This window comes from Gammaproteobacteria bacterium (assembly GCA_033344735.1).
In the GTDB taxonomy this organism is placed as follows: domain Bacteria; phylum Pseudomonadota; class Gammaproteobacteria; order UBA4575; family UBA4575; genus UBA1858.
This window is the reverse complement of sequence record JAWPMW010000001.1, coordinates 2,063,723-2,088,482: the sequence shown is the minus strand read 5'-3', so window position 1 is coordinate 2,088,482 and position 24,760 is coordinate 2,063,723. Positions and strand designations below refer to the sequence as shown.

At 38.6% G+C, this 24,760-nt stretch carries 26 protein-coding genes; 13 read left to right on the top strand and 13 right to left on the bottom strand.

All coding sequences use genetic code 11. The features are described from left to right. Window positions 1–263: 263 nt before the first annotated feature. Entirely contained in the window at window positions 264–854 is a 591-nt protein-coding gene (gene msrA / locus R8G33_10710) for a peptide-methionine (S)-S-oxide reductase MsrA (protein ID MDW3096133.1), read from the top strand. A 63-nt stretch (window positions 855–917) separates the two neighbouring features. On the opposite strand, the gene ilvB is transcribed toward msrA, so the two are convergent. Beyond that, window positions 918–2,771 carry a biosynthetic-type acetolactate synthase large subunit gene (ilvB, locus tag R8G33_10705; protein ID MDW3096132.1) on the bottom strand — a complete coding sequence of 618 codons (1,854 nt, stop codon included), beginning with the start codon at window positions 2,769–2,771 and terminating at the stop codon, window positions 918–920. Window positions 2,772–3,078: 307 nt separating this feature from the next. Between ilvB and R8G33_10700 the strand changes: the two genes are divergently transcribed. Both R8G33_10700 and R8G33_10695 read left to right on the top strand, forming a co-directional pair. Next, entirely contained in the window at window positions 3,079–3,903 is an 825-nt protein-coding gene (locus R8G33_10700) for a CbbQ/NirQ/NorQ/GpvN family protein (GenBank protein ID MDW3096131.1), read from the top strand. A 144-nt stretch (window positions 3,904–4,047) separates the two neighbouring features. Further along, window positions 4,048–4,785 (top strand): hypothetical protein, encoded by a 738-nt coding sequence (locus R8G33_10695; GenBank protein MDW3096130.1) that lies wholly within the window; start codon window positions 4,048–4,050, stop codon window positions 4,783–4,785. A gap of 9 nt (window positions 4,786–4,794) precedes the next feature. On the opposite strand, the gene R8G33_10690 is transcribed toward R8G33_10695, so the two are convergent. Continuing rightward, on the bottom strand, window positions 4,795–5,682 hold the full coding sequence (locus tag R8G33_10690; GenBank protein MDW3096129.1) for an FkbM family methyltransferase: 888 nt from the start codon (window positions 5,680–5,682) through the stop codon (window positions 4,795–4,797). A 90-nt stretch (window positions 5,683–5,772) separates the two neighbouring features. Here R8G33_10690 and chrA point away from each other — a divergent pair, with 90 nt between their 5' ends. The 3 genes from chrA to R8G33_10675 all read left to right on the top strand — a co-directional run bounded on the left by chrA (window position 5,773) and on the right by R8G33_10675 (window position 9,044). Then, a complete protein-coding gene (gene chrA / locus R8G33_10685; GenBank protein ID MDW3096128.1) occupies window positions 5,773–7,128 on the top strand; it encodes a chromate efflux transporter in 1,356 nt (451 codons plus the stop codon). A gap of 106 nt (window positions 7,129–7,234) precedes the next feature. Next, complete coding sequence (locus tag R8G33_10680; GenBank protein ID MDW3096127.1) at window positions 7,235–7,612, top strand: DUF6632 domain-containing protein; 378 nt, start codon at window positions 7,235–7,237, stop codon at window positions 7,610–7,612. A gap of 385 nt (window positions 7,613–7,997) precedes the next feature. Next, on the top strand, window positions 7,998–9,044 hold the full coding sequence (locus tag R8G33_10675; GenBank protein ID MDW3096126.1) for an AI-2E family transporter: 1,047 nt from the start codon (window positions 7,998–8,000) through the stop codon (window positions 9,042–9,044). Here the strand turns inward: R8G33_10675 and R8G33_10670 are convergent. From R8G33_10670 to R8G33_10660, 3 genes are read right to left on the bottom strand one after another with little or no spacing between them, the layout of a single operon-like run. Beyond that, window positions 9,034–9,621 carry a uracil-DNA glycosylase family protein gene (locus tag R8G33_10670; GenBank protein MDW3096125.1) on the bottom strand — a complete coding sequence of 196 codons (588 nt, stop codon included), beginning with the start codon at window positions 9,619–9,621 and terminating at the stop codon, window positions 9,034–9,036. The two genes, R8G33_10675 and R8G33_10670, sit on opposite strands and share 11 nt — an antisense overlap. Beyond that, window positions 9,621–10,070 carry a hypothetical protein gene (locus tag R8G33_10665; GenBank protein MDW3096124.1) on the bottom strand — a complete coding sequence of 150 codons (450 nt, stop codon included), beginning with the start codon at window positions 10,068–10,070 and terminating at the stop codon, window positions 9,621–9,623. The genes R8G33_10670 and R8G33_10665 overlap by 1 nt, the downstream gene beginning before the upstream one ends. Before the next feature lie 13 nt (window positions 10,071–10,083). After that, the gene (locus tag R8G33_10660) at window positions 10,084–10,323 is read right to left on the bottom strand and encodes a hypothetical protein (GenBank protein MDW3096123.1); all 240 of its coding nucleotides are present in this window, start codon (window positions 10,321–10,323) and stop codon (window positions 10,084–10,086) included. 154 nt (window positions 10,324–10,477) lie between these two features. Here R8G33_10660 and R8G33_10655 point away from each other — a divergent pair, with 154 nt between their 5' ends. Further along, the gene (locus tag R8G33_10655) at window positions 10,478–10,804 is read left to right on the top strand and encodes a non-heme iron oxygenase ferredoxin subunit (GenBank protein MDW3096122.1); all 327 of its coding nucleotides are present in this window, start codon (window positions 10,478–10,480) and stop codon (window positions 10,802–10,804) included. 294 nt (window positions 10,805–11,098) lie between these two features. After that, complete coding sequence (locus tag R8G33_10650) at window positions 11,099–11,353, top strand: hypothetical protein (protein MDW3096121.1); 255 nt, start codon at window positions 11,099–11,101, stop codon at window positions 11,351–11,353. Window positions 11,354–11,405: 52 nt separating this feature from the next. On the opposite strand, the gene R8G33_10645 is transcribed toward R8G33_10650, so the two are convergent. Genes R8G33_10645 through R8G33_10635 form a run of 3 tightly spaced genes read right to left on the bottom strand, consistent with a single transcriptional unit; the run spans window position 11,406 to window position 15,898 of the window. Then, the gene (locus R8G33_10645) at window positions 11,406–12,344 is read right to left on the bottom strand and encodes a DmsC/YnfH family molybdoenzyme membrane anchor subunit (protein ID MDW3096120.1); all 939 of its coding nucleotides are present in this window, start codon (window positions 12,342–12,344) and stop codon (window positions 11,406–11,408) included. Window positions 12,345–12,362: 18 nt separating this feature from the next. Next, on the bottom strand, window positions 12,363–13,055 hold the full coding sequence (locus tag R8G33_10640) for a 4Fe-4S dicluster domain-containing protein (GenBank protein ID MDW3096119.1): 693 nt from the start codon (window positions 13,053–13,055) through the stop codon (window positions 12,363–12,365). Window positions 13,056–13,057: 2 nt separating this feature from the next. Continuing rightward, window positions 13,058–15,898, bottom strand: a complete 2,841-nt coding sequence (locus R8G33_10635) for a molybdopterin oxidoreductase family protein (protein MDW3096118.1) — start codon at window positions 15,896–15,898, stop codon at window positions 13,058–13,060. Between the two features lie 382 nt (window positions 15,899–16,280). Between R8G33_10635 and R8G33_10630 the strand changes: the two genes are divergently transcribed. The 3 genes from R8G33_10630 to R8G33_10620 all read left to right on the top strand — a co-directional run bounded on the left by R8G33_10630 (window position 16,281) and on the right by R8G33_10620 (window position 19,090). Beyond that, window positions 16,281–16,955: a DUF4126 domain-containing protein gene (locus R8G33_10630; protein MDW3096117.1), complete on the top strand. Its 675-nt coding sequence runs from the start codon at window positions 16,281–16,283 to the stop codon at window positions 16,953–16,955. A gap of 122 nt (window positions 16,956–17,077) precedes the next feature. After that, complete coding sequence (locus tag R8G33_10625; protein MDW3096116.1) at window positions 17,078–17,821, top strand: ferredoxin--NADP reductase; 744 nt, start codon at window positions 17,078–17,080, stop codon at window positions 17,819–17,821. Window positions 17,822–17,926: 105 nt separating this feature from the next. Next, complete coding sequence (locus tag R8G33_10620; protein ID MDW3096115.1) at window positions 17,927–19,090, top strand: PQQ-dependent sugar dehydrogenase; 1,164 nt, start codon at window positions 17,927–17,929, stop codon at window positions 19,088–19,090. A 189-nt stretch (window positions 19,091–19,279) separates the two neighbouring features. Here the strand turns inward: R8G33_10620 and R8G33_10615 are convergent, their stop codons facing one another. Together R8G33_10615 and R8G33_10610 are read right to left on the bottom strand one after the other, a co-directional pair. Next, window positions 19,280–20,095 (bottom strand): SUMF1/EgtB/PvdO family nonheme iron enzyme, encoded by an 816-nt coding sequence (locus tag R8G33_10615; GenBank protein ID MDW3096114.1) that lies wholly within the window; start codon window positions 20,093–20,095, stop codon window positions 19,280–19,282. Between the two features lie 57 nt (window positions 20,096–20,152). After that, window positions 20,153–20,653 (bottom strand): histidine phosphatase family protein, encoded by a 501-nt coding sequence (locus R8G33_10610; protein MDW3096113.1) that lies wholly within the window; start codon window positions 20,651–20,653, stop codon window positions 20,153–20,155. A gap of 110 nt (window positions 20,654–20,763) precedes the next feature. On the opposite strand from R8G33_10610, the gene R8G33_10605 reads away from it, so the two are divergent. Then, on the top strand, window positions 20,764–21,189 hold the full coding sequence (locus tag R8G33_10605) for a DUF3617 family protein (protein MDW3096112.1): 426 nt from the start codon (window positions 20,764–20,766) through the stop codon (window positions 21,187–21,189). A gap of 100 nt (window positions 21,190–21,289) precedes the next feature. Beyond that, on the top strand, window positions 21,290–21,838 hold the full coding sequence (fae, locus tag R8G33_10600) for a formaldehyde-activating enzyme (protein ID MDW3096111.1): 549 nt from the start codon (window positions 21,290–21,292) through the stop codon (window positions 21,836–21,838). A gap of 40 nt (window positions 21,839–21,878) precedes the next feature. Here fae and R8G33_10595 read toward each other — a convergent pair whose 3' ends face one another. The 3 genes from R8G33_10595 to R8G33_10585 all read right to left on the bottom strand — a co-directional run bounded on the left by R8G33_10595 (window position 21,879) and on the right by R8G33_10585 (window position 24,618). Continuing rightward, entirely contained in the window at window positions 21,879–22,472 is a 594-nt protein-coding gene (locus tag R8G33_10595; GenBank protein MDW3096110.1) for a hypothetical protein, read from the bottom strand. Beyond that, a complete protein-coding gene (locus tag R8G33_10590) occupies window positions 22,462–22,920 on the bottom strand; it encodes a hypothetical protein (GenBank protein MDW3096109.1) in 459 nt (152 codons plus the stop codon). The genes R8G33_10595 and R8G33_10590 overlap by 11 nt, the downstream gene beginning before the upstream one ends. A gap of 132 nt (window positions 22,921–23,052) precedes the next feature. Beyond that, the gene (locus tag R8G33_10585; GenBank protein ID MDW3096108.1) at window positions 23,053–24,618 is read right to left on the bottom strand and encodes a putative sulfate exporter family transporter; all 1,566 of its coding nucleotides are present in this window, start codon (window positions 24,616–24,618) and stop codon (window positions 23,053–23,055) included. Window positions 24,619–24,760 lie beyond the last annotated feature (142 nt).

The window sequence follows — 24,760 nt, the reverse complement described above, 5'->3', positions numbered from 1 at the left end:
CCGAAACCAAAAATTTGATATAGAAAAGATTTACCATATTCAAATATCACATCATTCTCCAAACCAAGAAAAATGAACATCCTTGTTCATAGTACTTCCTTAAGTTACATTTAACTTAACATCTATAAGACCGGATATATCCGTATTTCTTTCCACATTACAGTCAACATTAAAACAACTACATTTTATAACTACGCTGTAAGCACATGTGTACTTATAAGGTCTTATTAGAGTCAAATACTCCTTCTTTGAAGATTTATAAAATGAAATATATTATTTATTCTGTGTTCTCTTGTTTTTTACTAGCTTCATTCTCAATTGCTTCCGCTGATAAAGCTGTTTTTGCAGGTGGTTGCTTCTGGTGCATAGAAGCTGACTTTGAGAAACTTGAAGGTGTTTCTGAAGTAGTTTCTGGCTTTACAGGTGGCACTTTAAAAAACCCAACTTACAGTGGCAACCATAAAGGACATTATGAGGCTGTAGAAGTTACCTATGACCCAAGCATTGTGAGCTATGAGCAATTACTAGATTATTTCTGGAGGCATATCGATCCGTTTGATCCAAATGGCCAGTTCTGTGATAAAGGATTTAGCTACTTAAGCGCCATCTTTGTAGCTAATGAAAATGAACGTGATAGTGCAGAACAATCCAAGCAAAAAATTATCGACCAGTTTCCCGACAACCCCGTGGTCACACCAATCTTAGACACATCTACTTTTTACCCGATTGAAGGTGACGAAATCTTCCATCAAGATTACTACAAGAAAAATCCCTTACGCTATAAGTATTACCGATGGAATTGTGGCCGTGACCAACGTTTGCAAGAACTTTGGGGCAAAGATACAAGCAATTAAACTATCTCAAGCCAATTGCTTGCTCGCTGCTCTCAAAGCATCTAGCCACTCACGATGAAACTCCTAAAACATCTCTGAAGAATCGACTTTTCCCTTATCTTCTCTGCTGTGACGAGTTGGAATGTGATCACCAGTAATCATTTCTTCATAACACATGCCTGGTCCTACCATTGGATATACGCCAGCATCACGATCAATAATCACCTCTAAGAATGCTGGGCCAGGATAATCTACAAATTCTTTAATCACTTTGGGTAAATCAGCTTTATTGTCTAGGCGCACAGCATATTCAAAACCGTCAGATTCGGCAGATTTAATAAAATTCTTTTTATGTAGCGACTTATCACTGGCAGACAAACGTCCTTTAAAGAAAAGTTTTTGCCACTGCTTCACCATGCCATCACCAAAGTTATTCAGTACTACTGTTTTGACAGGTAACTTATAAGTCGTCACAGTTTCCAATTCTCCCAGATTCATACGAATACTGGCATCACCGTCAATATTAATCACCATTGAGCCTGGTTTAGCGAACTGAGCTCCAATCGCTGCTGGCAAACCAAACCCCATGGTTCCCATGCTGCCCGAGGTCAACCATAAACGTGGCTGCTTAAAATCAAAATACTGGGCAGCCCACATCTGGTGCTGTCCAACACCAGTACTAATAATTGCGTTACCTTTTGTATGTTTGTTTATTTCTTCAATTACTGCATATGGCTGAATCTCATCAGAATGCTTGTCATAATTCATTGCATACTTTGATTTTAAATCTGCAATATGTGCATGCCACTCAGCATAGTCTGCCTCAAGCTTATACACTTCTTGTCCATACTCTAAAAGACACTGCAAACTTTCTGGCAACAGGCCAATATGATGCCAATTCACAGACTTAACTTTATCTATTTCCGACGGATCTATATCAAAATGAGCAATATATTTTGCATTAGGTGCAAATTTTGAGGGTACAGCAGCTACTCTGTCGTCAAATCGCGCGCCAACTGTTATTAAAAAATCACTATCATCAGTCGCATAATTGGCAAATGCAGTGCCATGCATTCCTAACATATGTAAAGCCCGAGGCTTAGTTGTATCGTATGCACCAATCCCCATTAATGTAGTGACAACAGGAATTTTGTATTCATCTGCAAATTTTCTTAGCTGCTTTGAAGCTTCACCATTAATGGCACCACCACCTGCATAAATTAGCGGGCGCTCAGCCTGAGCTAGCGCATCATAAAACTGCTTTTTTTTGTCGGCTGTTAATTCAGACGAGATAACTTTATGAATACGCTCACGATAACCACGCACTGGTAAACGACCGCGCCCACGGAAAGGGCCTACCCAGTTCTGAACATCTTTGGGAATATCAATTACAACTGGGCCAGGTCTGCCTGTACGCGCTATTTCAAATGCAGTACGAATAGTAGATTCTAATTTTGTTGGATCAGTCACCAAGAAAATGTGTTTAGCAACTGCGCCCATGATGTTAGAAATTGGCGCTTCTTGGAACCCATCACTACCAATTGCTGCAGTGGGAACTTGCCCACAGATCACTACAATTGGAATAGAGTCAGCCATGCAATCTCTTACAGGTGTCACAGTATTGGTCGCACCCGGACCAGAAGTCACCATCACTACACCAACTTTACCGCTAGCACGCGCATATCCGGATGCCATAAATCCAGCTCCTTGCTCATTTGCGGGGACAATTAATGGCATCGCGTCATTTGTTTCTGCATTGAAGCGAAATACAGCGTCATATGTAGGCAGAATAGCGCCACCGCTATATCCAAAAATGACGCCTGTTTGTTCTTGAGCAAGCACTTGGACGATAATATCTGAACCAGTCATCTCCTGACCGGCGAGCGGATGATCCGAAACCTGTTCAATTTCTAGGGCTTGTTGAGCAGCACTTTGCATAACTTTTGTAATATCTTGATTAAAAAGGACTTATATAAGAACTTACTTATTTATAACCGGAGAGTCAATGACCAATAAGTAACAACCTCACAGTTGTAAGAGTCAGTTATGAATATCTTCAAATAAAGCACCTTAAGCGCTGGACATACTTCTGAATCATTTAATTATTAATGAAGTATTTAGTTGCTAGAAATTTAATCAACAGCGACATTATATAGATTCAATTGTCTTATTTACTTGCACGCAATATTGGAAAACGCTAGTTTGAGATATGGAGACTTCACACTTATAAATATCATAATAGATCATGGATTCAGATATCAGCGCAAAAAGTTACAAACCAGAAGAGTACTTCGTCGAAAAAGAGCCCTATTACGAACCTGTGGCTGATGAGATTGAGGTTTATGAGGCGGCTTATAGGAATAAACTTCCATTGTTACTAAAAGGTCCGACGGGATGTGGCAAAACCCGTTTTATGGAATATATGGGCTGGCGATTGAGACGACCTCTGATTACAGTGTCATGCCACGACGATCTAACAGCCTCAGACCTAGTTGGCCGTTACTTAGTCACTGGGGGAGAAACAGTCTGGGTGGACGGACCTTTAGCTAGGGCAGTTCGTACTGGTAGCATCTGTTACCTAGATGAAATAGTTGAAGCGCGAAAAGATACAACAGTGGTTATACATCCTCTATGTGATGATCGCCGTGTACTACCTATGGAAAAAATAGGCGAATTGCTCGAAGCACCTGATGAATTTTGTATGGCAATTTCATATAACCCAGGTTATCAAAGCGTATTAAAGGACCTGAAACAGAGTACCCGTCAGCGATTTGTAGCGCTTGAGTTTGACTACCCTAGTGCCACTATTGAACAAAAAATTATCGAGAAGGAAACATCGGTAGATGCAAATACTGCTAAGCAGTTAGTTAAATTCGCACAGATGACTCGCAACCTCAAAGGCAGCGGACTCGATGAAGGAGCAAGCACACGATTACTTGTCCATGCAGGAAAACTTATTCAAACAGGCGTGAATCCAGTGACTGCCTGTAAGAGTGCAATCTCTCAAGCGCTGACAGATGACCCTGAAATGCTATCCGCGGTCAATGAACTCAGCTCTTCTGTTTTCTAAATCAATAAATCTGGTATTTTCGGGAGTGTATGAATTTCTCCTGTTTTATCTTACAGATTGTTTGCGTCGTGAACGCTAATCACTTCAGTGAAAGAAGGGTAAACTACTCTATAATGTTGTAGCTGATTGACAGGGCCAAAACCTATGCCATCTGAATTATATAAAACCATGCACGAACAACAAGAGTGTGCACATGCCATGCTCAATAGCATTCAAAATTTATTCGCAAACAATCACTCTTCTACCATTACTCAAGCATTAGATAACAAAATACTAGAAGGACTCATTCAGCTATACGCCATTGGCACAAACATTGAAGATTCTAAATGTAGCACTGAAATAGACCCGGATGACATCACACAAATAGGTGAGTACGGCTTCAACTTACTCACTGAACTTCTACAGTGGGCTCATAAGAACCATTGCAGTGACTTCACTAAAACTACACGTCAACTAATTTTGTCATTAGCCTTATGGATATCTAAACACCAAGGTGAACTAAGAACGTTAGAACCTATTATTGACGCATTTGCACAAACTGCAAATAAAACAAATGACAGCATTCAATTAAAACAACTCGTAAAAATGATGGATAACGTTATTGCCAGCTGTTCAAGCGTGATTAAAAACGACTCAGAAAAGATCAATCCTCTGCGTCCATGGAGAGTTATACATTTAAACAAGGCTATTACTGCAACCCGCTCGCATGACACAGAATTAATCCGTCGAGTATTTCAAGATCTCGTTTACTCCTTTCCTGATGATGCTGCCGATTTTTTCTCAGAAGGAATGCATGAAATAGATAGACTCAATTATCCAGAACCTGTTAGACAAATATTGCAGGAGTACTTTAATAAATATAGTCGACCAAAAATGAATTAGATAGTCGCATTAAATCACTAGCAAGTCAGAAAATTCCCCTTTTTCTCCTAACTTTTCCCATAATTCATCAAGTGCAGCTTCAGACAATATTGTAGCCTCTGGCTCATCATCTAGTAGATAGAATTTTGTATAGCCACCATCCAGCAAAGTTTTTTTCAAATAAACATAAGATTTAGTACGCAACATTCCAAATGGCCAAAATTCTATTACTAGAGGAATTTTTTTAGAAATAGTACTAGAAGCTCCAGCTAACACATACCCCTCATACCCTTGAGTATCCATCCAGACCAATACATTTTTCTCGACAGACGCATCAAATATGCTGTCCAGAGATTCTGACTTTACCTTGATTTTTTGTAGAGACGAATCACCGTTATTTTCATCAACCATAATTCTATGGTCCCCAAAATTATCTACAGACTGCTCAAGCACGAGCTGTTCTCCATCATCTTTACCTAACGCGATATTATATGTATCAATCTGAGAATTGAGATCATTAATAAGTACATTTGCCTTAAGCAATCTATAGTTAAAAGGATCAGGCTCAATAGCAATAGCCTCATCAAAATATCCTCGCTTAATTGCAGGAATACAGATTGTCCCAATATTAGCCCCTATATCAATTAGCAAAGAGTGTTTTTTATCAAACTGCAATATCTTTAAAGCGGCTGTTAGTTTATCTAAATCAAATTCCTTATTAGAAAATAGTCCTCTTGCAATAGTCTTGTCACTGCTAGACACAATAAAATTTTCATTAATACAATTTGAAATCATCAATGTATTCATTGGTGCAGAATCGAAAATCCACCTTCGAAAAGATTTAACTGATAGCGGCGCCCAAAAAAGTAATTTCACTAATAAAAGTTTTACTTTTCTCAACGGTCTATTAATTTTCATTAAGCATTTATCCCCACGCCAAACAAATAAGCTTATTAAATATAAAATCAAGTACAATCACGCACTATTCTCACATAGTTAGATTATTAAATGAATCAATTCCAACACGAATCACATCAACACGACTTTATCTCGTTTTGGGACGCTTTTAAATTTTGGTTAAAGCTTGGCTTTATAAGTTTTGGTGGCCCCGCAGGTCAAATCGCTATCATGCACCAAGAACTTGTAGAGAAACGTCGTTGGATTTCTGAGCAGCGTTTTTTACATGCGCTTAATTTTTGCATGTTATTGCCAGGTCCAGAGGCACAGCAACTTGCTACTTATTTTGGCTGGCTAATGCATAAAAGCTGGGGAGGCATTGTGGCAGGCGCGCTGTTTGTTGCGCCATCATTGTTTATTTTAATCATGCTATCGTGGATTTATATCTCTTACGGTGATGTACCAATTGTTGCTGGTATATTCTATGGGATTAAACCTGCCATCACCGCTGTAATCATTCATGCTGCATACCGCATTGGCTCACGCGCCATTAAAAATGGAATGCTGTTTTCTATTTCTATTGCTGCATTTTTATCTATCTTTATATTTAATATTCCATTCCCTATTATTGTAGTTTGTGCTGCCATTATTGGCTTTATAGGTGGTCGCATTGTTCCTGATAAATTTATATCAGGGGGGAAACATAGTTCTAATGATAAATCTTTTGGCCCGGCGATAATTGATGACAATACTCCAATCCCCAAACATGCAAAATTCAGTATCAATAAACTTCTCTGTGCGATTGTTATAGGATTTATCTTATGGCTTGTACCTATGTCATTATTATATCATTTTTATGGATGGGACCATACCTTGACTCAAATGGGATGGTTTTTCACTAAGGCTGCCTTAGTTACTTTTGGTGGCGCTTATGCAGTGCTGCCGTATGTATACCAGGGCGCAATTGAAAACTATTCATGGGTTACACCCACTCAAATGATCGATGGTTTAGCACTAGGTGAAACGACTCCTGGCCCATTAATTATGATTGTTGCATTTGTTGCTTTTATTGGTGGATACATTAATAATTTATTTGGTACAGATCAATTATTCTTAGCCGGCGCTGTTGCCGCCACTCTAGTGACTTGGTTTACTTTTTTACCTTCCTTTTTATTTATTTTTGCCGGCGGCCCTTTTATTGAGACTACCCATGGTAATTTAAAATTTACTGCTCCATTAACAGCAATTACAGCCGCAGTTGTTGGAGTCATAATAAACCTAGCATTATTCTTTGGTTACCATGTTCTATGGCCGCAAGGTTTCTCAGGATCTTTTGACTGGCCATCTGCATTGATAACGATTCTAGTGACTGTTTCACTTTTCTATTACAAATCAAACCTACTTCTTGTCATTGCAGTATGTGGAGCATTAGGGTTATTAATAAAATTTATAGATTTTAATCTTTAACAAGCCTTAACTGTTTACCCTATACGTATATATCTTGTACTCTTATACATACAAGTTGAGTAGTTTGTATTTTTTGCTTAACTATAATAATTATAAGGAGTCGAAAATGGATGATACTAGTCGTATAAAATATTTAAAAATTGCATTAGTTCTTATAGGCATTACATTTACATTTATAATACTGCCGCTAACAATATTTTGGCCCTCCGGCTGGTCTTGGCATGGTGAAGGTCGTTCATATTACCTAGAGATGATATTAAGTATTTATGCCACGTTAGGCATTTTCTTAATGCTTGCTGCACGCAACCCTCTAGAACATCGTAGCTTAATTTGGTTTACTGTCTGGTCTAGTGTTGCTCATGGCGCTGTGATGGCTTGGCAATCGTTCGATGGCCACCACAATATGGGTCACTTACTAGGAGATGTACCTGCGTTATTTATTGTAGCTGCAGTACTTGCGTATCTCACTCCAAGAAAAACATAAAACTCAGCAGCCATAAAAAAAGCCAGCTCAATGAGCTGGCTTTTTACTCTTTAAATTACAAGAGTAAGGAGGTGTTAAAAAAGTGCGATACCGACAGCAAATATTAGTGATAATACGCAAATCAGCATCATGGTTTCAGTCGCGGCGGACTTACAAAAGTTTGAGTTACCAAACATGTTAATTCTCCAAATATGCTAAATAGTTTATGACGATTAGTATAGTAGAAAGTTCTAATATAAGCAAGATTTAATATGGCTATGCCGACATATGGTCAATAATCGTTAACAGACTGTTTATTATGAGGTTTTAATAAGACCTCTTGAATGTATACAACGAGCAATTAGATCGCAATTTAATCATTTTTCCATAAATAAGGTAGGGTATTTTGGTACAAAGCGCGTTTTTCTTTTCAATATTAATTGCAGCTAGCCTGGCTTTTTCCATAATGCTCATGCCGTTCTTTGAGCCCATCCTGTGGGCAGTAACGCTGGCAATTATTTTCAAGCCAGTTCAAAAGAGACTATTAGCTAGTATGCCGAACCAAGAAAACTTAGTTTCTTTATGCACCTTATTAATTATTATATTTGCAGTGATTGTACCGGCACTATTTTTATCTACATCTGTGGGCCGTGAAGGTGTTGCTCTATATAAGTCCATCATCAGCGGTGAAATAGATTTATCAGGCCCTTTAAGTTGGGCCCAGAATACTTGGCCATCACTGATTGATCGTGCAGAAAGCTTGGGCGTAGATATTGAAGAAGCAAAACAAAAACTTTCTTCATCTGCTTTACAGGGTAGTCAATGGGCCGCATCACATATATTCACTTTTGGCCAAAACACAGTCCGTTTTGCGGTTATGTTTTTCTTAATGTTGTATTTGTTATTTTTCTTTTTACGAGATGGCAAAAAAATAATTGATATGATTATTCATATCTTGCCGATAGGCGATGACCGCGAACGCTACTTACTTTCAAAATTTGCCGAAGTATCACGCGCAACTATAAAAGGCACATTAGTCGTTGGCGCAATTCAAGGCACGATCGGTGGAATTACTTTTTCTTTACTAGGTATTGAGTCTGCCATATTTTGGGGAGTAGTAATGACTTTATTATCTATACTTCCAGCTATTGGCTCAGCATTAATTTGGATACCAGCTGCGATCTATTTAATCACCAGCGGCATGTTAATTAAAGGAATTATATTAATTATAGTTGGTGTCTTTATTATTGGCATGATAGATAACATCCTGCGTCCAATCCTTGTTGGACGCGATACAAAAATGCCCGATTATCTCATTCTATTAAGTACCTTAGGTGGCATTGCCATGATCGGCATTTCAGGTTTTGTGCTAGGCCCGATAATAGCAGCATTCTTTCTTACCATTTGGACAATGTTCGCGCAGGAATATAATACTGACAACACTAAAAAATAAGCTCTTTAACTCGTTTCTTTAATACTGGCACAACTTCCAACTCAAACCATTTATTTTTTTTAAGCCAAAGTTTATTGCGAGGCGAAGGATGCGGCATAGGCAGATAATATGGTGCATATTGTCTCCATGCACGAACAGTTTCAGTTAAGTTCTTCTTTTTTACATCTTGCAAATAAAATTTCTGCGCATACATGCCTATTAGTAACGTTAATTTAATCTGCGGCATTAAATTCAATAACTGAGGATGCCACATCGGTGCACATTCGGGCCTAGGTGGTAAATCACCTGATTTACCTTTGCCTGGATAGCAGAACCCCATCGGCATTATTGCTATTTTTGTATCATCATAAAATATTTCTCGATCCACCCCGAGCCAGTCACGCAGCGTATTTCCGCTTGTATCATTCCAAGAAATGCTACTTTCATGTACTTTAGTTCCTGGTGCTTGACCTATAATTAGCACCTTAGCAATATTTGAAGGACGTACGATCGGATTAGGTTTAAAAGGGAGCTGACAAGCACACTGAGTGCACGCACGTATTTCTTTAGTTAACGCTATCAGCTTAGTGCTGGCCATTACTTTTTCTTGTTTCGCGAACGCCTAACTTGATAAGCAGAAATTTCTTGCATTAATTTGCTATAAGGGAAATTGTTCACTAATTTATATCTTGCAAGCGCCAATTGAAAAACATTGTAGATATCATTCTCGTCAAGTTCATCCTGTTGCAATATTTTCACTAAACCTTTAACTGCTCCATTTTGAATTCTTATTTCTGCATTATGTGGCAACTTTCCATCTATGCTTTTTTTTTGAATAGCAAAACGTGCATTTTCACGTAGAGAATGGAGAATTTCATTACAGAATTGTTGCGCTGTATTACTCTTGCATGAAACTCCTTCTCTATCAGCTAGATTAAAACGTGCTGATTTTGTACAATTACATACACGAGAATTAATTGCCTTTTCAAATACACATCGAATCGGGTTTATATTTTTATATGTAGAGTGATATTCGATTTCATCCATAGTAAAATATTATTTATTTTTCCCATTCACGCAAAATTGGTGCTTCTCTGTTTTGGGTTAGCTTAGCTTCAGCAATATCCTCATTATCTGCAAACATAATTTTAATCTCACTTACATCTTTCACTTCTAGTTCAGCTCTCAAATTTCGTGCAAAAAGCTTTGCATCCTTATATTCAGGAAAACTATTTTTTAATTCAGCGTCACGGACGACACCATTAGTACCCTTATTTAAATGAAATACAAAATATGGCATATGTTCTGGACAAGTTAGTTGATTTACGTAATTTAAACACTGTTCTAGCTAGTTGCAAATAACCAGGTCGGGTAATAAGGCCTATTCTAAAATTAAATATCAAGCTTACTGAAGTGTTATTGACAGTGCGGCTATTATTTTCAATAGTGCTAATATGAATAGTTCATTGAATTTTGCCGCCAAACTGGACGATGTCCGTCCTGGTAATACCAAAAAAATATGTTTCCCGAATCATCGCCCGATATTATTAGCAAATGTAGGTGGAATTATTTATGCTGTTGACGACACTTGTACGCATGAAGATTCTTCCTTGGCATTGGGCTGTTTGCGTGATGATAAGGTTAAATGCACGTTGCATGGCAGTTGGTTTAGCGTTATTACTGGCGAACCTACCGAGGATCCTGCAGACGAACCACTAAATCGTTACAAGATTGAAATTAATGATGATGAGATCTGGATAGATCTCTCTCCCATCGAATAAGTCATTGCCTGAATTCTTTAATCTATTAGTTTCACTAATAGATAACTAATCCTCTTCCTTATGCACTTCTACGGTGCAGCACTGCTTTAAATTCGTAATTATTACACCGGTCTGTAAATTCTAATCGCCCGGCATTAAAAACCTCATAATTTTTTCTCACAATAAGATACTGAATATAGATAAATTATTTCTATTAAATACGCTTATTTAATCTATTTAATTTTTTTTGGCATTTATATTGCGTATTAATAAATAACATATAAAAGCAATGGCCTGAATCCACAAGGAGGTTTTATGAAGTCATTAATTTTAGCTACAACATTATTTATCTCTACGCTGTCAGTTGGCCAAGCCTGTGATGAAATGAAAACTACACAGGCCGTAGTTGACTACGTATGTGACTATTCTTTAGTAAGTAACACACAATGTAATATTTGGAAAGAAGATATGCGCCAAATGAATTATAATAACCGTATTATTATTGACTCATTTATTAGCTGGGATAAAAATAAAGAAGAACCCAATAATTATATTGCAGAGACTAATTAATCTATCGAAGACAAAATAATCTCCGTTCAGGCGGGGATTATTTTTATAACAATTAACATTGTTGTGTGCCATGGTACAAATTTACCACATGCCGCGCTTCTGCAAAAAACAACCAACGCTCAATCATCACACCTATAAAGCCACTGATGATTGCAATTATAAACACTATACTGATAGGCATTATCGTCACACCTACCCAAAGCACCAACGCAGGAATAGCGAAAGCAAACAACAGTACTAACCAACGCAATGCAATTAAACGTACCCTCGCCACTTGATATCCGAACTCATCTGTTAGAAAAGTCCCAGCAGTGTGGCCCACATCGAGCAAACGTACCATGCTCCTCGTAAAAGAAGTGGCTGTGTTAATGGTTGGACCAGCCGGTGCGCCAATCCAGAAGAAGTAAATAATTTTAGATATTGCAGCAATAATAATTAAGTAGGTAATCGTCACTACTAACCCTGCTATCACAGTCTCATATATAGAAACAATAAATAAAAATATCAAACCACCCAACATAGCACCCAATAAAATGTAGTTTATAGGTGTTAAAGCATTATGCCATTGTCTAATTGTTTTCAGACAGGCATAGATCATTCCTGTGGAAAATATAGTAGTAATCGCCCACAGCGCAGCAAATATTGAAATAATAGCAAGCCAATTATAACCACCTAAATCTTTCCATATTGTAACCATATATAAAGCAGCAACTGGATAAAACAATACTGCTAACAATCCTTCGCGTGCTAACCAAGATGTGCGTATACGACTAAATGCTCTCCACGCATTCTTTGGATTTGCTAAATGAAAAGTTGATGAGATCAACCCAAATGTAATCAATACTAAAGCAATACCACACGACAACAAAATGCCTTCGCTGCCTAATGGGTTTGTCTGACTAATAGAATTATACAAACAAGTGATTGCAAATAAGCCATAACCAGTGCCGGATGTCACTGTAAAAAATATTACTGATAGTGCTGGATGCATCGATATTCTTCCCTGATTTTATCTTGACACTAAACGATTTACCCAATCTTTCACTGCTTTGATTGACTTAGTTTCATTAATGTAAGTATCGACGTTTTTCTTTTCACGTGGACTCAAATACTTATTCACTGGCTCATATCCAAGCTCAGGCATTAGCTGTTCACCATTTCTTTCTCGTGAAATAATAGACACCTCTGAGTTTGGATCATCAAAATCACCAAAATAACGTGCATGTGAAGGACACGTCATCACACATGCAGGCTTACGCTCTTCTTCTGGCAAATTATGGTCATAAATGCGATCTACACATAAAGTGCATTTCTTCATTACACCATCTTCGCGATCTAACTCTCGCGCACCATAAGGACAAGCCCATGCGCAGTAGTTACAACCCATACATTTATCCTGGTCAACCAACACAATGCCATCTTCTTCACGTTTATATGATGCACCTGTAGGACACACAGTAACGCATGCGGCATCATCACAGTGCATACATGACATAGGGAAGTGAACAGTTTTACTGTTCGGATAATCACCTACTTCGTAATTTCGAATACGATTGAACCAAACACCAGTTGGATCTTTTCCATAAGGCTCGAAATCAGTTAGCGGACCAGTTGTTCCCGATGTGTTCCACTGCTTACATGCGACAGCACATGCATTACAACCTACGCATGTATCTAAATCTATTACCAATCCTAGTTTCATTCTTATTTTCCTTTCTTGGTATCGCCACGTGTTAAAATATCTTTCAGCGAACGATTCAACCCAACGGCCTCATGCGTTTGATAACGAAGTTTTCCTTTGGAGTCTTGTGCACCAGGCAATGGCTTAATTGTTTCAAAGTTGGGCCAGATACCAATCTCACCTTTTTTTGCTGGGTAAACTTTAACTTGCAAGTCATACCAAGCAGCTTGGCCTGTAATTGGATCTGAATTCGTTATTGGCCTACCTGTATCACCACAAGGCAAATGTTCATTTATTAAATGATTTAACAAGAAACCTTGGTTGGACTCATTTGCTTCTGGATCAAGGCCCCAAGTACCACGTTGTTTACCAATTGCATTCCAAGTCCAAATTGTCCCGGTCTCGACACCTTCCATTAATTTCACTTGCACTCGAATTTTTCCTGTCTTTGATTCCACCCAAATCCAAGATAGATCTTCTATATTCATCTCTTTAGCTTTTTGCCGATTCATATACATATAGTTTTGCGCAAGAATTTGTCGCAACCATGCATTCTGCGAATCCCATGAGTGATACATCATCATTGGACGTTGAGTAATGGCATGAAATGGATATTCCTCTGGTGATGTACAGCGTTGCTCTAATGGAATGTAAAACTCTGGCAACGGATCAAAGAAACGCGATGCACGATATTGGTCACGCTCATCTTTCGGTTGCGGACCATCATATAAACCCAATCCAGCTAAACGGAATTTCTGTAGTGTCTCAGAATACAATTCCATAACAATTGGTTCAGAATTCCCAATAAAACCAGCATTTTTGGCAAATTCTAAATAGTCTTTATTAGCAAAACGGTAATAACGCTCATGCTTCGCCAATTTGTATTCAAAGAAACATTCATTCTCAATGTACTTTTCCCACTGATTTGGGTTTGGTTCTCCACACAAAGATTTTTCACCATCCTTTCCACGCCATCCAGCCAAGAAACCAATTCCCGGTGCTTTCTCATAATTAACTATAAAATCTTTATAGCCTTGATATTTTGCCGAGCCATCTGTATTAGTAAATGCAGGAAACTTCAAACGCGATGCTAGCTCTACCATTACTTCTTGCCATGGGCGCACATCCGTTGTTATTTCTACCACTGGCGCACGAATCGCATCGCAAACACCATCGGGTTCAGAAATAGGGCGATCCAACATAGAAATTGTATCGAATCTTTCTAAGTAAGTAGTATCGGGTAACACTAAGTCTGCAAATGTCACCATTTCAGAATGAAATGCATCAGCGACCACCAAGAATGGAAGTTTGTATTCACCATGTTCATCTTTTTCACGCAAAAGATCTCTGATCTTTCCAGTATTCATTGATGAATTCCAGCTCATGTTCGCCATGAAGAAAATTAATGTATCAATTGGATAAGGATCACCGTTTACAGCGTTGGTTATCACCATATGCATTAAGCCATGATTAGCAATTGGTGCTTCCCATGAATAGGCTTTATCAATCCGTAATGGGTTACCGTCATCATCAATCACTAAGTCTTCAGGACATGTTGGGAACCCTAATGGTGGACTATCTAAAGGCTCACCTGGTGCTTTAGGTTTTGCGGGTTTAATTGGCGGGCATACATGTTTCGGGTATGGTGGTTTAGCAAGGTGCCCTCCTGGAACGTCAACACTGCCCAACAATACTTGTAGCAAGTGAATTGCACGACACGCCTGAAAACCATTTGAATGTGCGGATACTCCACGCATCGCATGCATAGAAACTGGTCGACCTATAAAGCTATCGTGTTTGCGCCCCGCCCAATCTGTCCACTCTGTTTTAATCTCTATACTTTCTTCAAATGCTACGTGCGCCATTTCCATGGCAAGACGTTCAATCATATCTGCAGGCACACCGCAGACTTTACTCGCGTGCTCAGGCGCATATTCATCTGCCAAGTAACGTTCGGCTAAAATTGTAAATGATGTTTTTACAGTTATACCTTCAGGTGTTTTATATTCGCCAAACAAAGCAGGTTTTGTTTCTGCAATTGTTGCATCAACAAATGTTTCTTTTTCTTGATCCCACGCAAGTGGTTTGCCTTCGTCATTACGATAAATAAGGCCGTCGCCCATTTCTTGTGGCGTGTTTACAACTAACTGCGTTGCATTGGTGTAACGCAACACATATTCATAATCGAATAAGTCATTCTTAAGTAGAACGTGCACCATAGACAATGCAAGCATTGCATCGGTACCAGGTTTAATCGGAATCCATTCATCTGCAATCGCTTGATAACCAGTACGAACTGGATTAATAGAAACAAACTTAGCGCCACGACGCTTTAATTTTTCTAGGCCTATTTTAATTGGATTAGATGAATGGTCCTCTGCTACACCCCATAACATAAAATATTTAGTGTGTTCCCAATCTGGGTCGCCAAATTCCCAGAAAGCATGGCCGATAGTATATAACCCACCAGCAGCCATATTCACAGAACAGAACCCACCGTGCGCTGCCCAATTAATTGTTCCGAACTGTTGCGCCCAAAACCCGGTTAATGCCTGCATCTGATCACGGCCCGTAAAAAATGCCAACTTCTTAGGATCGGTCTTGCGAATTTTATCAAGGCGTTGGGTTAAATAATCTAGCGCTGTCTCCCAGCTAACCGGCTCGAAATCACCTTCTCCACGCTCGCTATCTTTTTTACGCATTAGCGGTTGACTAAGTTTTCCAGGTGAATTCTGTTTCATAATGCCCGCATTACCCTTCGCACAGAGCACACCCTTATTAATAGGGTGATTCTTGTTACCTTGAATAAAACGAACTAGATTGTCTTCAACAGTGACCTTAATACCGCAGCGACAAGCACACATATAGCAAGTAGTGAACTTTTGCTCCTGATTACTATGATCTTCAAATTGAGGTAAGTTTGCGGGCACCGATATTCCTTTTTAGGTGAATCCACTCATCTATGAGCGTAATTTGCATCAACAGCTTAAATTATGTACGTATAATTTTTTAGAATAAGCGTTATTTAATATTCTTATACACTAACGTCGTTCGATTCCTCGATGCCAATTAATCTTGCTAATACCGGCATTTCATTTAAACCATAAGGGAAAATTGTCTATAAACGCGTCAATTTACATCTGGGTCTCTTACCCAAATTATTGATTTACATAAATTTATTGCACTATTCGCGTTTTTTAAAGTCATACTGTACTGTGACTAAAAAATCTTCAGGAGACTAACCCAATGGAAGCATATGAGGGTCTAATTCAAACTATCGCACTGACCATGGGCGTTGCATGGGCCAGTGGAATCAATCTATATGGCACCTTAGTCGCATTGGGAGTCATGATGAATATGGGTTATGTCGATCTTCCTCCTGATTTACAAGTCGTCGGCGACCCATTAGTCATTGCAGCGGCTGGATTTATGTATGTTGTTGAATTCTTTGCTGACAAGATTCCAGGCGTTGATACTGGCTGGGACACCCTTCACACGCTTGTTCGCATACCGGCAGGCGCATTGTTAGCAGCAGGTGCCATTGGTGAAGTCGGCGCAGGAGCAGAAATAGCTGCAGCTATTGTAGGTGGTTCTATTGCTGCCGGCACACATTTCACTAAAGCAGGTACGCGTGTATTGATTAATACCTCACCCGAACCATTTTCAAACTGGACTGCTTCTGTTACTGAAGATATTGCTGTATTTGCGGGCCTTTGGGCAGCACTTCAACACCCAGTGTTATTCCTAGTATTACTAGTACTATTTTTATTGTTGATAATTTGGTTACTACCAAAACTATTTCGTGCTATTAAAAAAGTTATGCGCTTCTTTATTAATTTCTTTTCTGGCAAAAAAGAACCGGAACCCAGTTTCGAATCCGCCATTGACCAACCTAAACCTCCGACCTTGACCAAGGAGTGACTACACAACTCTCTTATCTACAATTGGGTGGCTTGCACTACTCACAACTACTTGTTCTAAAACGTCTAATGGCTATGTACACTAACTAGCTTTTTACTATTAGGCAGTCAAAGGTTATCAACATGTCAAACTGGATCGATGCAGAAGTTATCGAAAACATTCACTGGACGGATACGCTTTATTCATTAAGAGTCAAGGGCGATATTGGCGACTACGAAGCAGGTCAGTTCGGTCGCCTTGGACTCATGATTGACGATCAAATTGTAGGACGCCCTTACTCTTTTGTTAGCGCACCACATGAAGACAACTATGAGTTTTATTCTATCAGTATAGAAGAAGGCATCCTTTCTCCACTCTTAGCAAAACTTAAAGCTGGCGACCATATTTACTTAGGGAAAAAAGCCAACGGATTTTTAGTGCTCAATGAAATTCCTGACAGCGATGACTTATGGATGATTTCCACTGGTACCGGCATCGGTCCTTTTTTATCAATTTTGAAAACAGAAATTCTATGGCAACGATTCAAGAAGTGTGTACTAGTGCATGCCGTACGCACTTCTCAAGAACTTACATATCAAGAATTAATTAATGACATTAAGCAAAAACACTCCGACCAGTTTGAATATGTGCCATTTGTAAGCCGTGAGAAAACTGAATTTGCATTACCTGGCCGCATTCCCATAGCCATAGATAATGGCTGCCTTGAAGAGCGCGCTAATTTAAAGATTGAGAATGGAAAATCACAAATCATGTTATGTGGCAACCCTCACATGGTTAAAGATGTACGTGAAACTTTAGAAAAACGCGGTTTAACTAAAAATCTACGCAGAACACCAGGAAGTATCAGTACAGAGAATTATTGGTAGAAGAAACTATTATATTTCAAATATAAGGCTACTATATGCATAATACATTCAACGTTAACACCAACATGCTTTTCATTTTCTCTGTTGAATAATTTGGTAATCAGCATGGAGCGAACATTTATATTATATAGAAAATATATTTTTTTATATAAATTAACATTTTTTTTCTCTATATTATTGCTTTACTTAGCCCCACTACTTGTAATTGCCCAAGATATTTATCGCTCTGATCAATATCTCTTCAAGCTAAATACTATTACAGACAAATTGAATCGCCCTTGGGGATTGGCTTTTCTTCCAAATGGCGATTTTCTTATTACTGAACGAGTAGGCCGACTTAGAATTGTAAAAAATGGCCAACTTGACCCTAATCCTATCGTTGGCTTACCCAAAAATATATTTGTTAAAGGTCAAGGTGGATTATTAGATGTCGCTATTCATCCCGAGTTTGCCACCAACAACTTAGTTTATATTTCATATGCTGGGGGTGATGAGAATAACGCGAGTACTGAAGTAGCCAAAGGTCGATTGGTCAACAATAATCTGGAAGATACTGAAACTATTTTTATTGCCGAACCAAAAACAGAAGGCAGCCTTCATTATGGTTCAAGATTAGTATTTGCTGCTGATGGCACTTTATATATTACTACTGGTGATCGCTATGATCGCTTACATGATGCACAAAAACCTAGCAACCATTTAGGAAGCATTATTCGCATCAACGATGATGGAACAATACCTAAAGACAACCCATTCTTGGGCCATAAGACTATTCAAGCTGAAGTATATTCATATGGACATCGCAATCCTCAAGGAATCACTATTAGACCTTCTGATCAAACTATTTGGTCACATGAACATGGTCCACGCGGGGGCGATGAAGTAAATAAACTAAAACCTGGTGCAAACTATGGATGGCCAGCAATTACGTATGGTATCGATTACAGCGGAGAAATTATATCTGACAAAACACATTCTCACGGCATGGAACAACCTATTGTATATTGGGACCCCTCTATAGCACCTAGCGGAATGGCATTTTATACAGGCAATCAATTTCCCCAATGGAAAGGAAACTTATTCATTGGTGCACTAGTATCAAAACACTTGCGTCGTATTGTAATGAAAGGCGATAAAATCATTAAGCAGGAAATATTACTTGAAGGAACAGCACGTATTCGCGATGTACGCAACGGGCCTGATGGGTATTTATATATTCTTACTGATGAAAAAAATGGGAAGTTATTAAGGCTAGAGCCTATCAATTAATAAAAATTTGTAAATACAACGGGCATAATAAATTATTAGCCTTGCGGTTCACTACCCATAGCCTTTAATGTCATGCAGTCGAGCTTTCAAATAAGTAACGGATACAGTCCTACTTAGATATATTTATTCACAGTAATAATTTTAGTCAATAACTAAGATTAAATGCGAGTGATTTATATGTATTATGCTTTATTCGTCATAAGCACAACGAAATCCAATAGATCCGTAAATACTACGACCGCTTACTGGTGGTTTTACATTTCTGAAAGAGCTACGCAAGTTTTTTCGACTTTCATCCCAAGAACCACCGCGCACAACACGTTGCTTCCCTGAACTTGGACCAGCTAGATTATTTTTTGCATAGTGCTCAGAAACTGCATTTTTACCATACCAGCTCCCAGTCCATTCTCCGGCATTTCCATGCATGTCAAATAATCCAAATGCATTCGGTGCACGACTAGCGACTGGCCATGTTCTATCTTCACCACAACCATCTGGCTCATTTGGAACAGATCCAAATGTTTTACCATCATCTACAATAGCTTGTTCGCACGTCACTTCTTGACCCCAAGGGTATCTTGATGAAGATCCAGCACGTGCCGCCTTTTCCCATTCTGGCTCAAAAGGAAGTCTTCCTCTTCTCCATGCACAATAATCAGCAGCTTCTTGCCAATCGACGCAGTTGATAGGATGATCCCCTCTATTGTCAGCATTCAAATTGCAATACTTATTGCGCTTATAATCTTTCGGTTTTGTACATTTTTCAGCATCTATACATGCTTGATATTCTTGTACAGTGACTTCGTGGGTATCCAGATAGAACACGGGTACATTAACCTTTGTACCACCAGGCTCACCTTCATCATTTTCGCACTGGTCATCCCCCAATGAGCATCCCATTGCAAATTCACCAGAAGGTATTTTTACGCGCTCGGCATATGTATATTGACTCGTTGCCAGCAAAAATATAACTAAATACCATTTAACAGATTTATTATTATTCACAATCAGCTCCTATTACTCCTTTTAATAAGATCGTGCTGATCAAAGATTTCTTACAATTTATTTATCTTTTATCATTTTAGGTGTGACTAGAGACTTTTTTGTCCCACTCTCAAAACCTATAGCGTTCCATTCATCAGCCCAGAAATGAATAGTATAAACCGCACATGTAGGTAAATTAATGAGTTGATCCCCTGTTAAATAGTTACACAGATCTGTTAGACCCGGGTTATGCGCAATCAACGCAATATGATTGTAGTCATTACTTACATTTCCAATAAATGCTAGCAAATGAGTTAATGAAGCTAAATAGAGTGATTCTTCATAGCGAATACTATTATCAGTCAATTTCATAAATAAATTTAACTGCTGCAAAGTCAGCTGTGCACGATTCGCGGTACTGCAATAAATCTTGTCAAATCGTTGTTTATTGGTACTCAAATATTTACCAATTAACTGCGCATCATTAATACCACGTTTATTTAACGCTCTATCAAAATCTCTGCAGCCCGCCGACCAATCAGATTTCGCATGGCGAATAATACTTAGCCGTTTATCCATATAGCCGTGCTAGTAATTGTTATGTTAATTCTCAAAGTTTGTTTATTGTAGACACAGGTAGAACCTGTAAAATACGCACTTGAATATAATCTATTATAGGCCCTGAACATATGCGCATTACAACATTAACCATTGCAAGCTTACTGACTTTATCCGCAACCAACCTAGCTATTGCTGGCAATAGTATTTCTATTGAAACAGGCTTATGGGAAGTCACCACCACAATGACTTCTCCTATGTTTCCACAACCACGCGTTAATACTCAACAAGAGTGTATGGAAGATTCACAAATAAGCCCTGAAAGTCTAGCCCCAAGTGATGACGGCGAATGTTCTATAATCGACTCAAATGTGAGTGGGAATACACTAAATTGGTCCATGCAGTGCAATACTCCTGGCGGCGCCATGACAGGCCAAGGATCATTTAATTCCAATGGAGACTCTGGTTCAGGCAACATGCAAATGAACATGGATATACAAGGCCAATCTATGTCTATGCAAATGGAATGGAAGGGTCGTCGAATTGGTTCGTGCTAAATAAATAAGCTCACCGATACAACCCACAAATACACTTAGCGATAGTATCGAGCTGTCGCGTTATCTTTTTATTTAATATACCTTAAGGAGCATCATAACTATGTCAGATCGAATCGTAATGCGCGTTGGCGAATCACTTGTAGCAGGAGGGCCTGCCGGCACTGCTGCAGAACCCGAAGTCATTATTGGAGAATTAGACGGTCCTGTAGGAACAGCGTTTGCCACATTACTTGGTGACCAAGTAAAAGGGCATTCACGTGTGCTCGCTATCATGAATACAGATATTCAAGTACGCCCGTCTACTTTAATGGTAAGTAAAGTAACAGTTAAAAATGAACGCTACACCAATATTTTAATGGGTACGGTACAAGCCGCAATCGCAAATGGTGTATTAGATGCCGTACGAAGCGGTGACATACCTAAAGAAAAAGCCAATGACTTAGGTATCATTGTTTCTGTTTGGTTAAACCCAATGGTAGCAACCACTGATGATTTAGATCATAAAATTTTATTTGATATTCATCGTAAAGCGATGGCTGGAGCAATCCATAAAGCTATGAATAATGAACCTGATATTGATTGGCTATTGGAAAACCAAGAAGAAATCACCCATAAATATTACCAAATGGGTTTAGACGGAAAAATTTAATCTTCGCAGTAATTATAACTGAGACAACATTCATGTTGTCTCAGTGATTAGCTAGTATTAAAACCAAAAGAACCAAAGCAATAATTTCCACCGCTGTTACAACTAACAAAATATAGATTATCCTTCTCGCCATCGGCGTTAGGCGTATCCAATATTTATCAATAATATATTCTGAATAAGGAATATGCCTTAATCGAGAATATTGTTTAAAGAATTTGTGTAGGCCTTTCCCCCAAGCATGGATGCTCTTATCTACTTCATCTAAGCTATCATTTCCACTAGATCTATAGCGATCAATAATTACTAGGTCCGCAGATTGCCCACTAGGCTCAACAATAAAATATGTTTCGCTCTTAACACCAGATTGATACTTGGCGCATATTTCATTGTCTTTAATCTCTAGCTCAATACATGTATCAATTTGATACACTTTCTTATTGCTATGATTTTCCCAGACTGCAGTTATACTTGTTTTAGCATTTTGTTGCCAATGATTGAAAATAAGATAAGGATTTAATCGAAATAATCTTTCTACTTGCTGACAAAACTCAAATAATGTTTTTACATCTAGATTTGTCTTTATTCTTACCCATGCAGCATTATCAAACTCCGGTTTAGGTGAGTTAGCAAGCATATGGATGAGCAATTACCTCAATACGCTGACCCAGTTTCCTTATTACTCTATGCGTCAGCATTATATCTTTAAGTCCACTCATATATTTAGGACGATGACTACCAACAATCACTTTTTTATATTTTTCATCACTTCCAAACTTTTGTAGTAATTTTTCTGTCTCACCAAGCATGACTATAGAGTGATAATGTATATTTTTTTGCTGGCATTTTTCATAAACACGCATTACCGATTTATCACATTCATCGTTTAGCTCACTTTCGAGATATGAGCAGTATCGATTTCGACTAACACCGTTATTAAGCCAATCATCCCCTGTCATATTTGCCCACCATAAAGGGATAACTACAAGATGATCCAGCTCGTCACCTTCATCGCATAAGGCAATCGCAGCATCTTCAGCTGCAATACTGCCAGGGCTGCCATGGCTTGCTAATAAATTTTTCATACTACTAAACAGTAAGATACACAACTAATGCGATCAGTAATGCACATACTAATGCGGCAACATCCTCCATGCGATCGCTATTAAATATCGATAACGATGAACCATGTTCAAACTTATTATCCATTTCTCACCTCAAATTGTTTCTTCTACAAACATTAATACAACAAGCAATGACAACACTGCTTTCAATATACCAACTACCCCTCCAATAACAGCCGGTTGCCCGCCAGCCTGCTTCATTGCTGAGACTGTAATTTGCATACCCAGCCCAACCAATCCAAAAGCAAACAGCCAAGTAATCCACTGTCTGAATTTTTTAATTTTCTTGGCACTATGGCGTACATTTTTATGTGCGCTCTTTAAAATCCTATTCGCTTGTTTTGACAATATGGCCGCATTGACTAAGCCTCTTATCGCATCATCATCTTCAATCGACATTACTTTTCTATTTTCAATCAGCCTTACAAGTGCCTTTTGCCTATCTTCTCTTTCCACCTTGCTAGACTCAGAAAACAATACTGACAATTGTTCATTTGTTAATAGCTTGTCTTCTGAAACATTATTATCAAAGTATTTCCCTTTGTAATGATTTGCAGGTGCGAAAATTCCAGTTGATGATAATGCGAACATTAATATGAATCCTAAAACAAACACTGGGAATTTCTCTATCACTACTAGACCAACATTGACATCTGTAGTCGTTTGTTCTTGCTTCACATACCATAATGCTAGCCATAGAACGATCACTGGTAGAAATAGTACGCGTGTGATATTAAATATTTCGGCTACCTTTAATGTTTCTATCCCATCTGGCTGAAACGCTAATGCTGCACCAGCCACTTGAGCGGAATTAAGTATGCCTGTTCCTGCCCATGCGCCAAATTGGACATGCCCCATGTCTAATAAATTTCCAATAATTGGGAACACGAACATACAACCGACACCCCATAATAATATTGTACCAATGGTATAAGCGATCTCGACCGATTTTGCTTTTACTACTGGCGCGGCTGCAACCGTAGCAGACACACCACATACGCCAATGCCAGCGGACAATACTCCACCCATTGAGTGTGAAACTTTTCGTCGTTTACTCAACCACAATACAATTCCTACTGATCCTAGTACAAATACTCCAATTAGTATGAAGGAGAGTTTTCCCAGTTGTTGCAGCTCCGCAAGGCTATAAAGCGTACCCAACAGTATCACACCTGTTTTCAATGCCAATCTTGCCAAACGAATACCATGCTCAGCCCACCCAGGTATTTTAAATACATTAACTATTAATATTCCCGCAATAATTCCTATCACCACGTAGTTAAGACCTAATAATTCGTGAATATATTTACCAGTCTCTCCCACTTTCCCTAACATGGTTCCAAGTAATGCAACAACAGGCGCTACAAACCAACGCACTAACATGGCTATTAATAAAATAAACATGCCACCAGCAGCTGTCCCTAAGATGTAATCTACATTACCCTCCTTTTGCTTAATTCCCCACACTAAGATACCAATAACAATCGCTATCAGCCCAAAGTACAGAGGCAATGTTGCCAGTTCGTTTGAGTATTTTTTGTCGATGAGTAAAAAACTAATGACTGGTGCAAGCAACCCGCTAGTTGTTGCCCACCAAATAGCAAACATCACTATACCTATAACTAGTAATGCCGGTGATTTCCGGGTGTAAACCATCATTCCCCCCCTGATACTGTATAATTGTATTTTTAATAAGTACCCTGCTAGCATGATTGCACCAATTTCAGAATTTTATAATGTTCTGAAATAAACGCCTCATACTATTACGTATACTAACTCAGTTAACGTTTAAATATCCTAT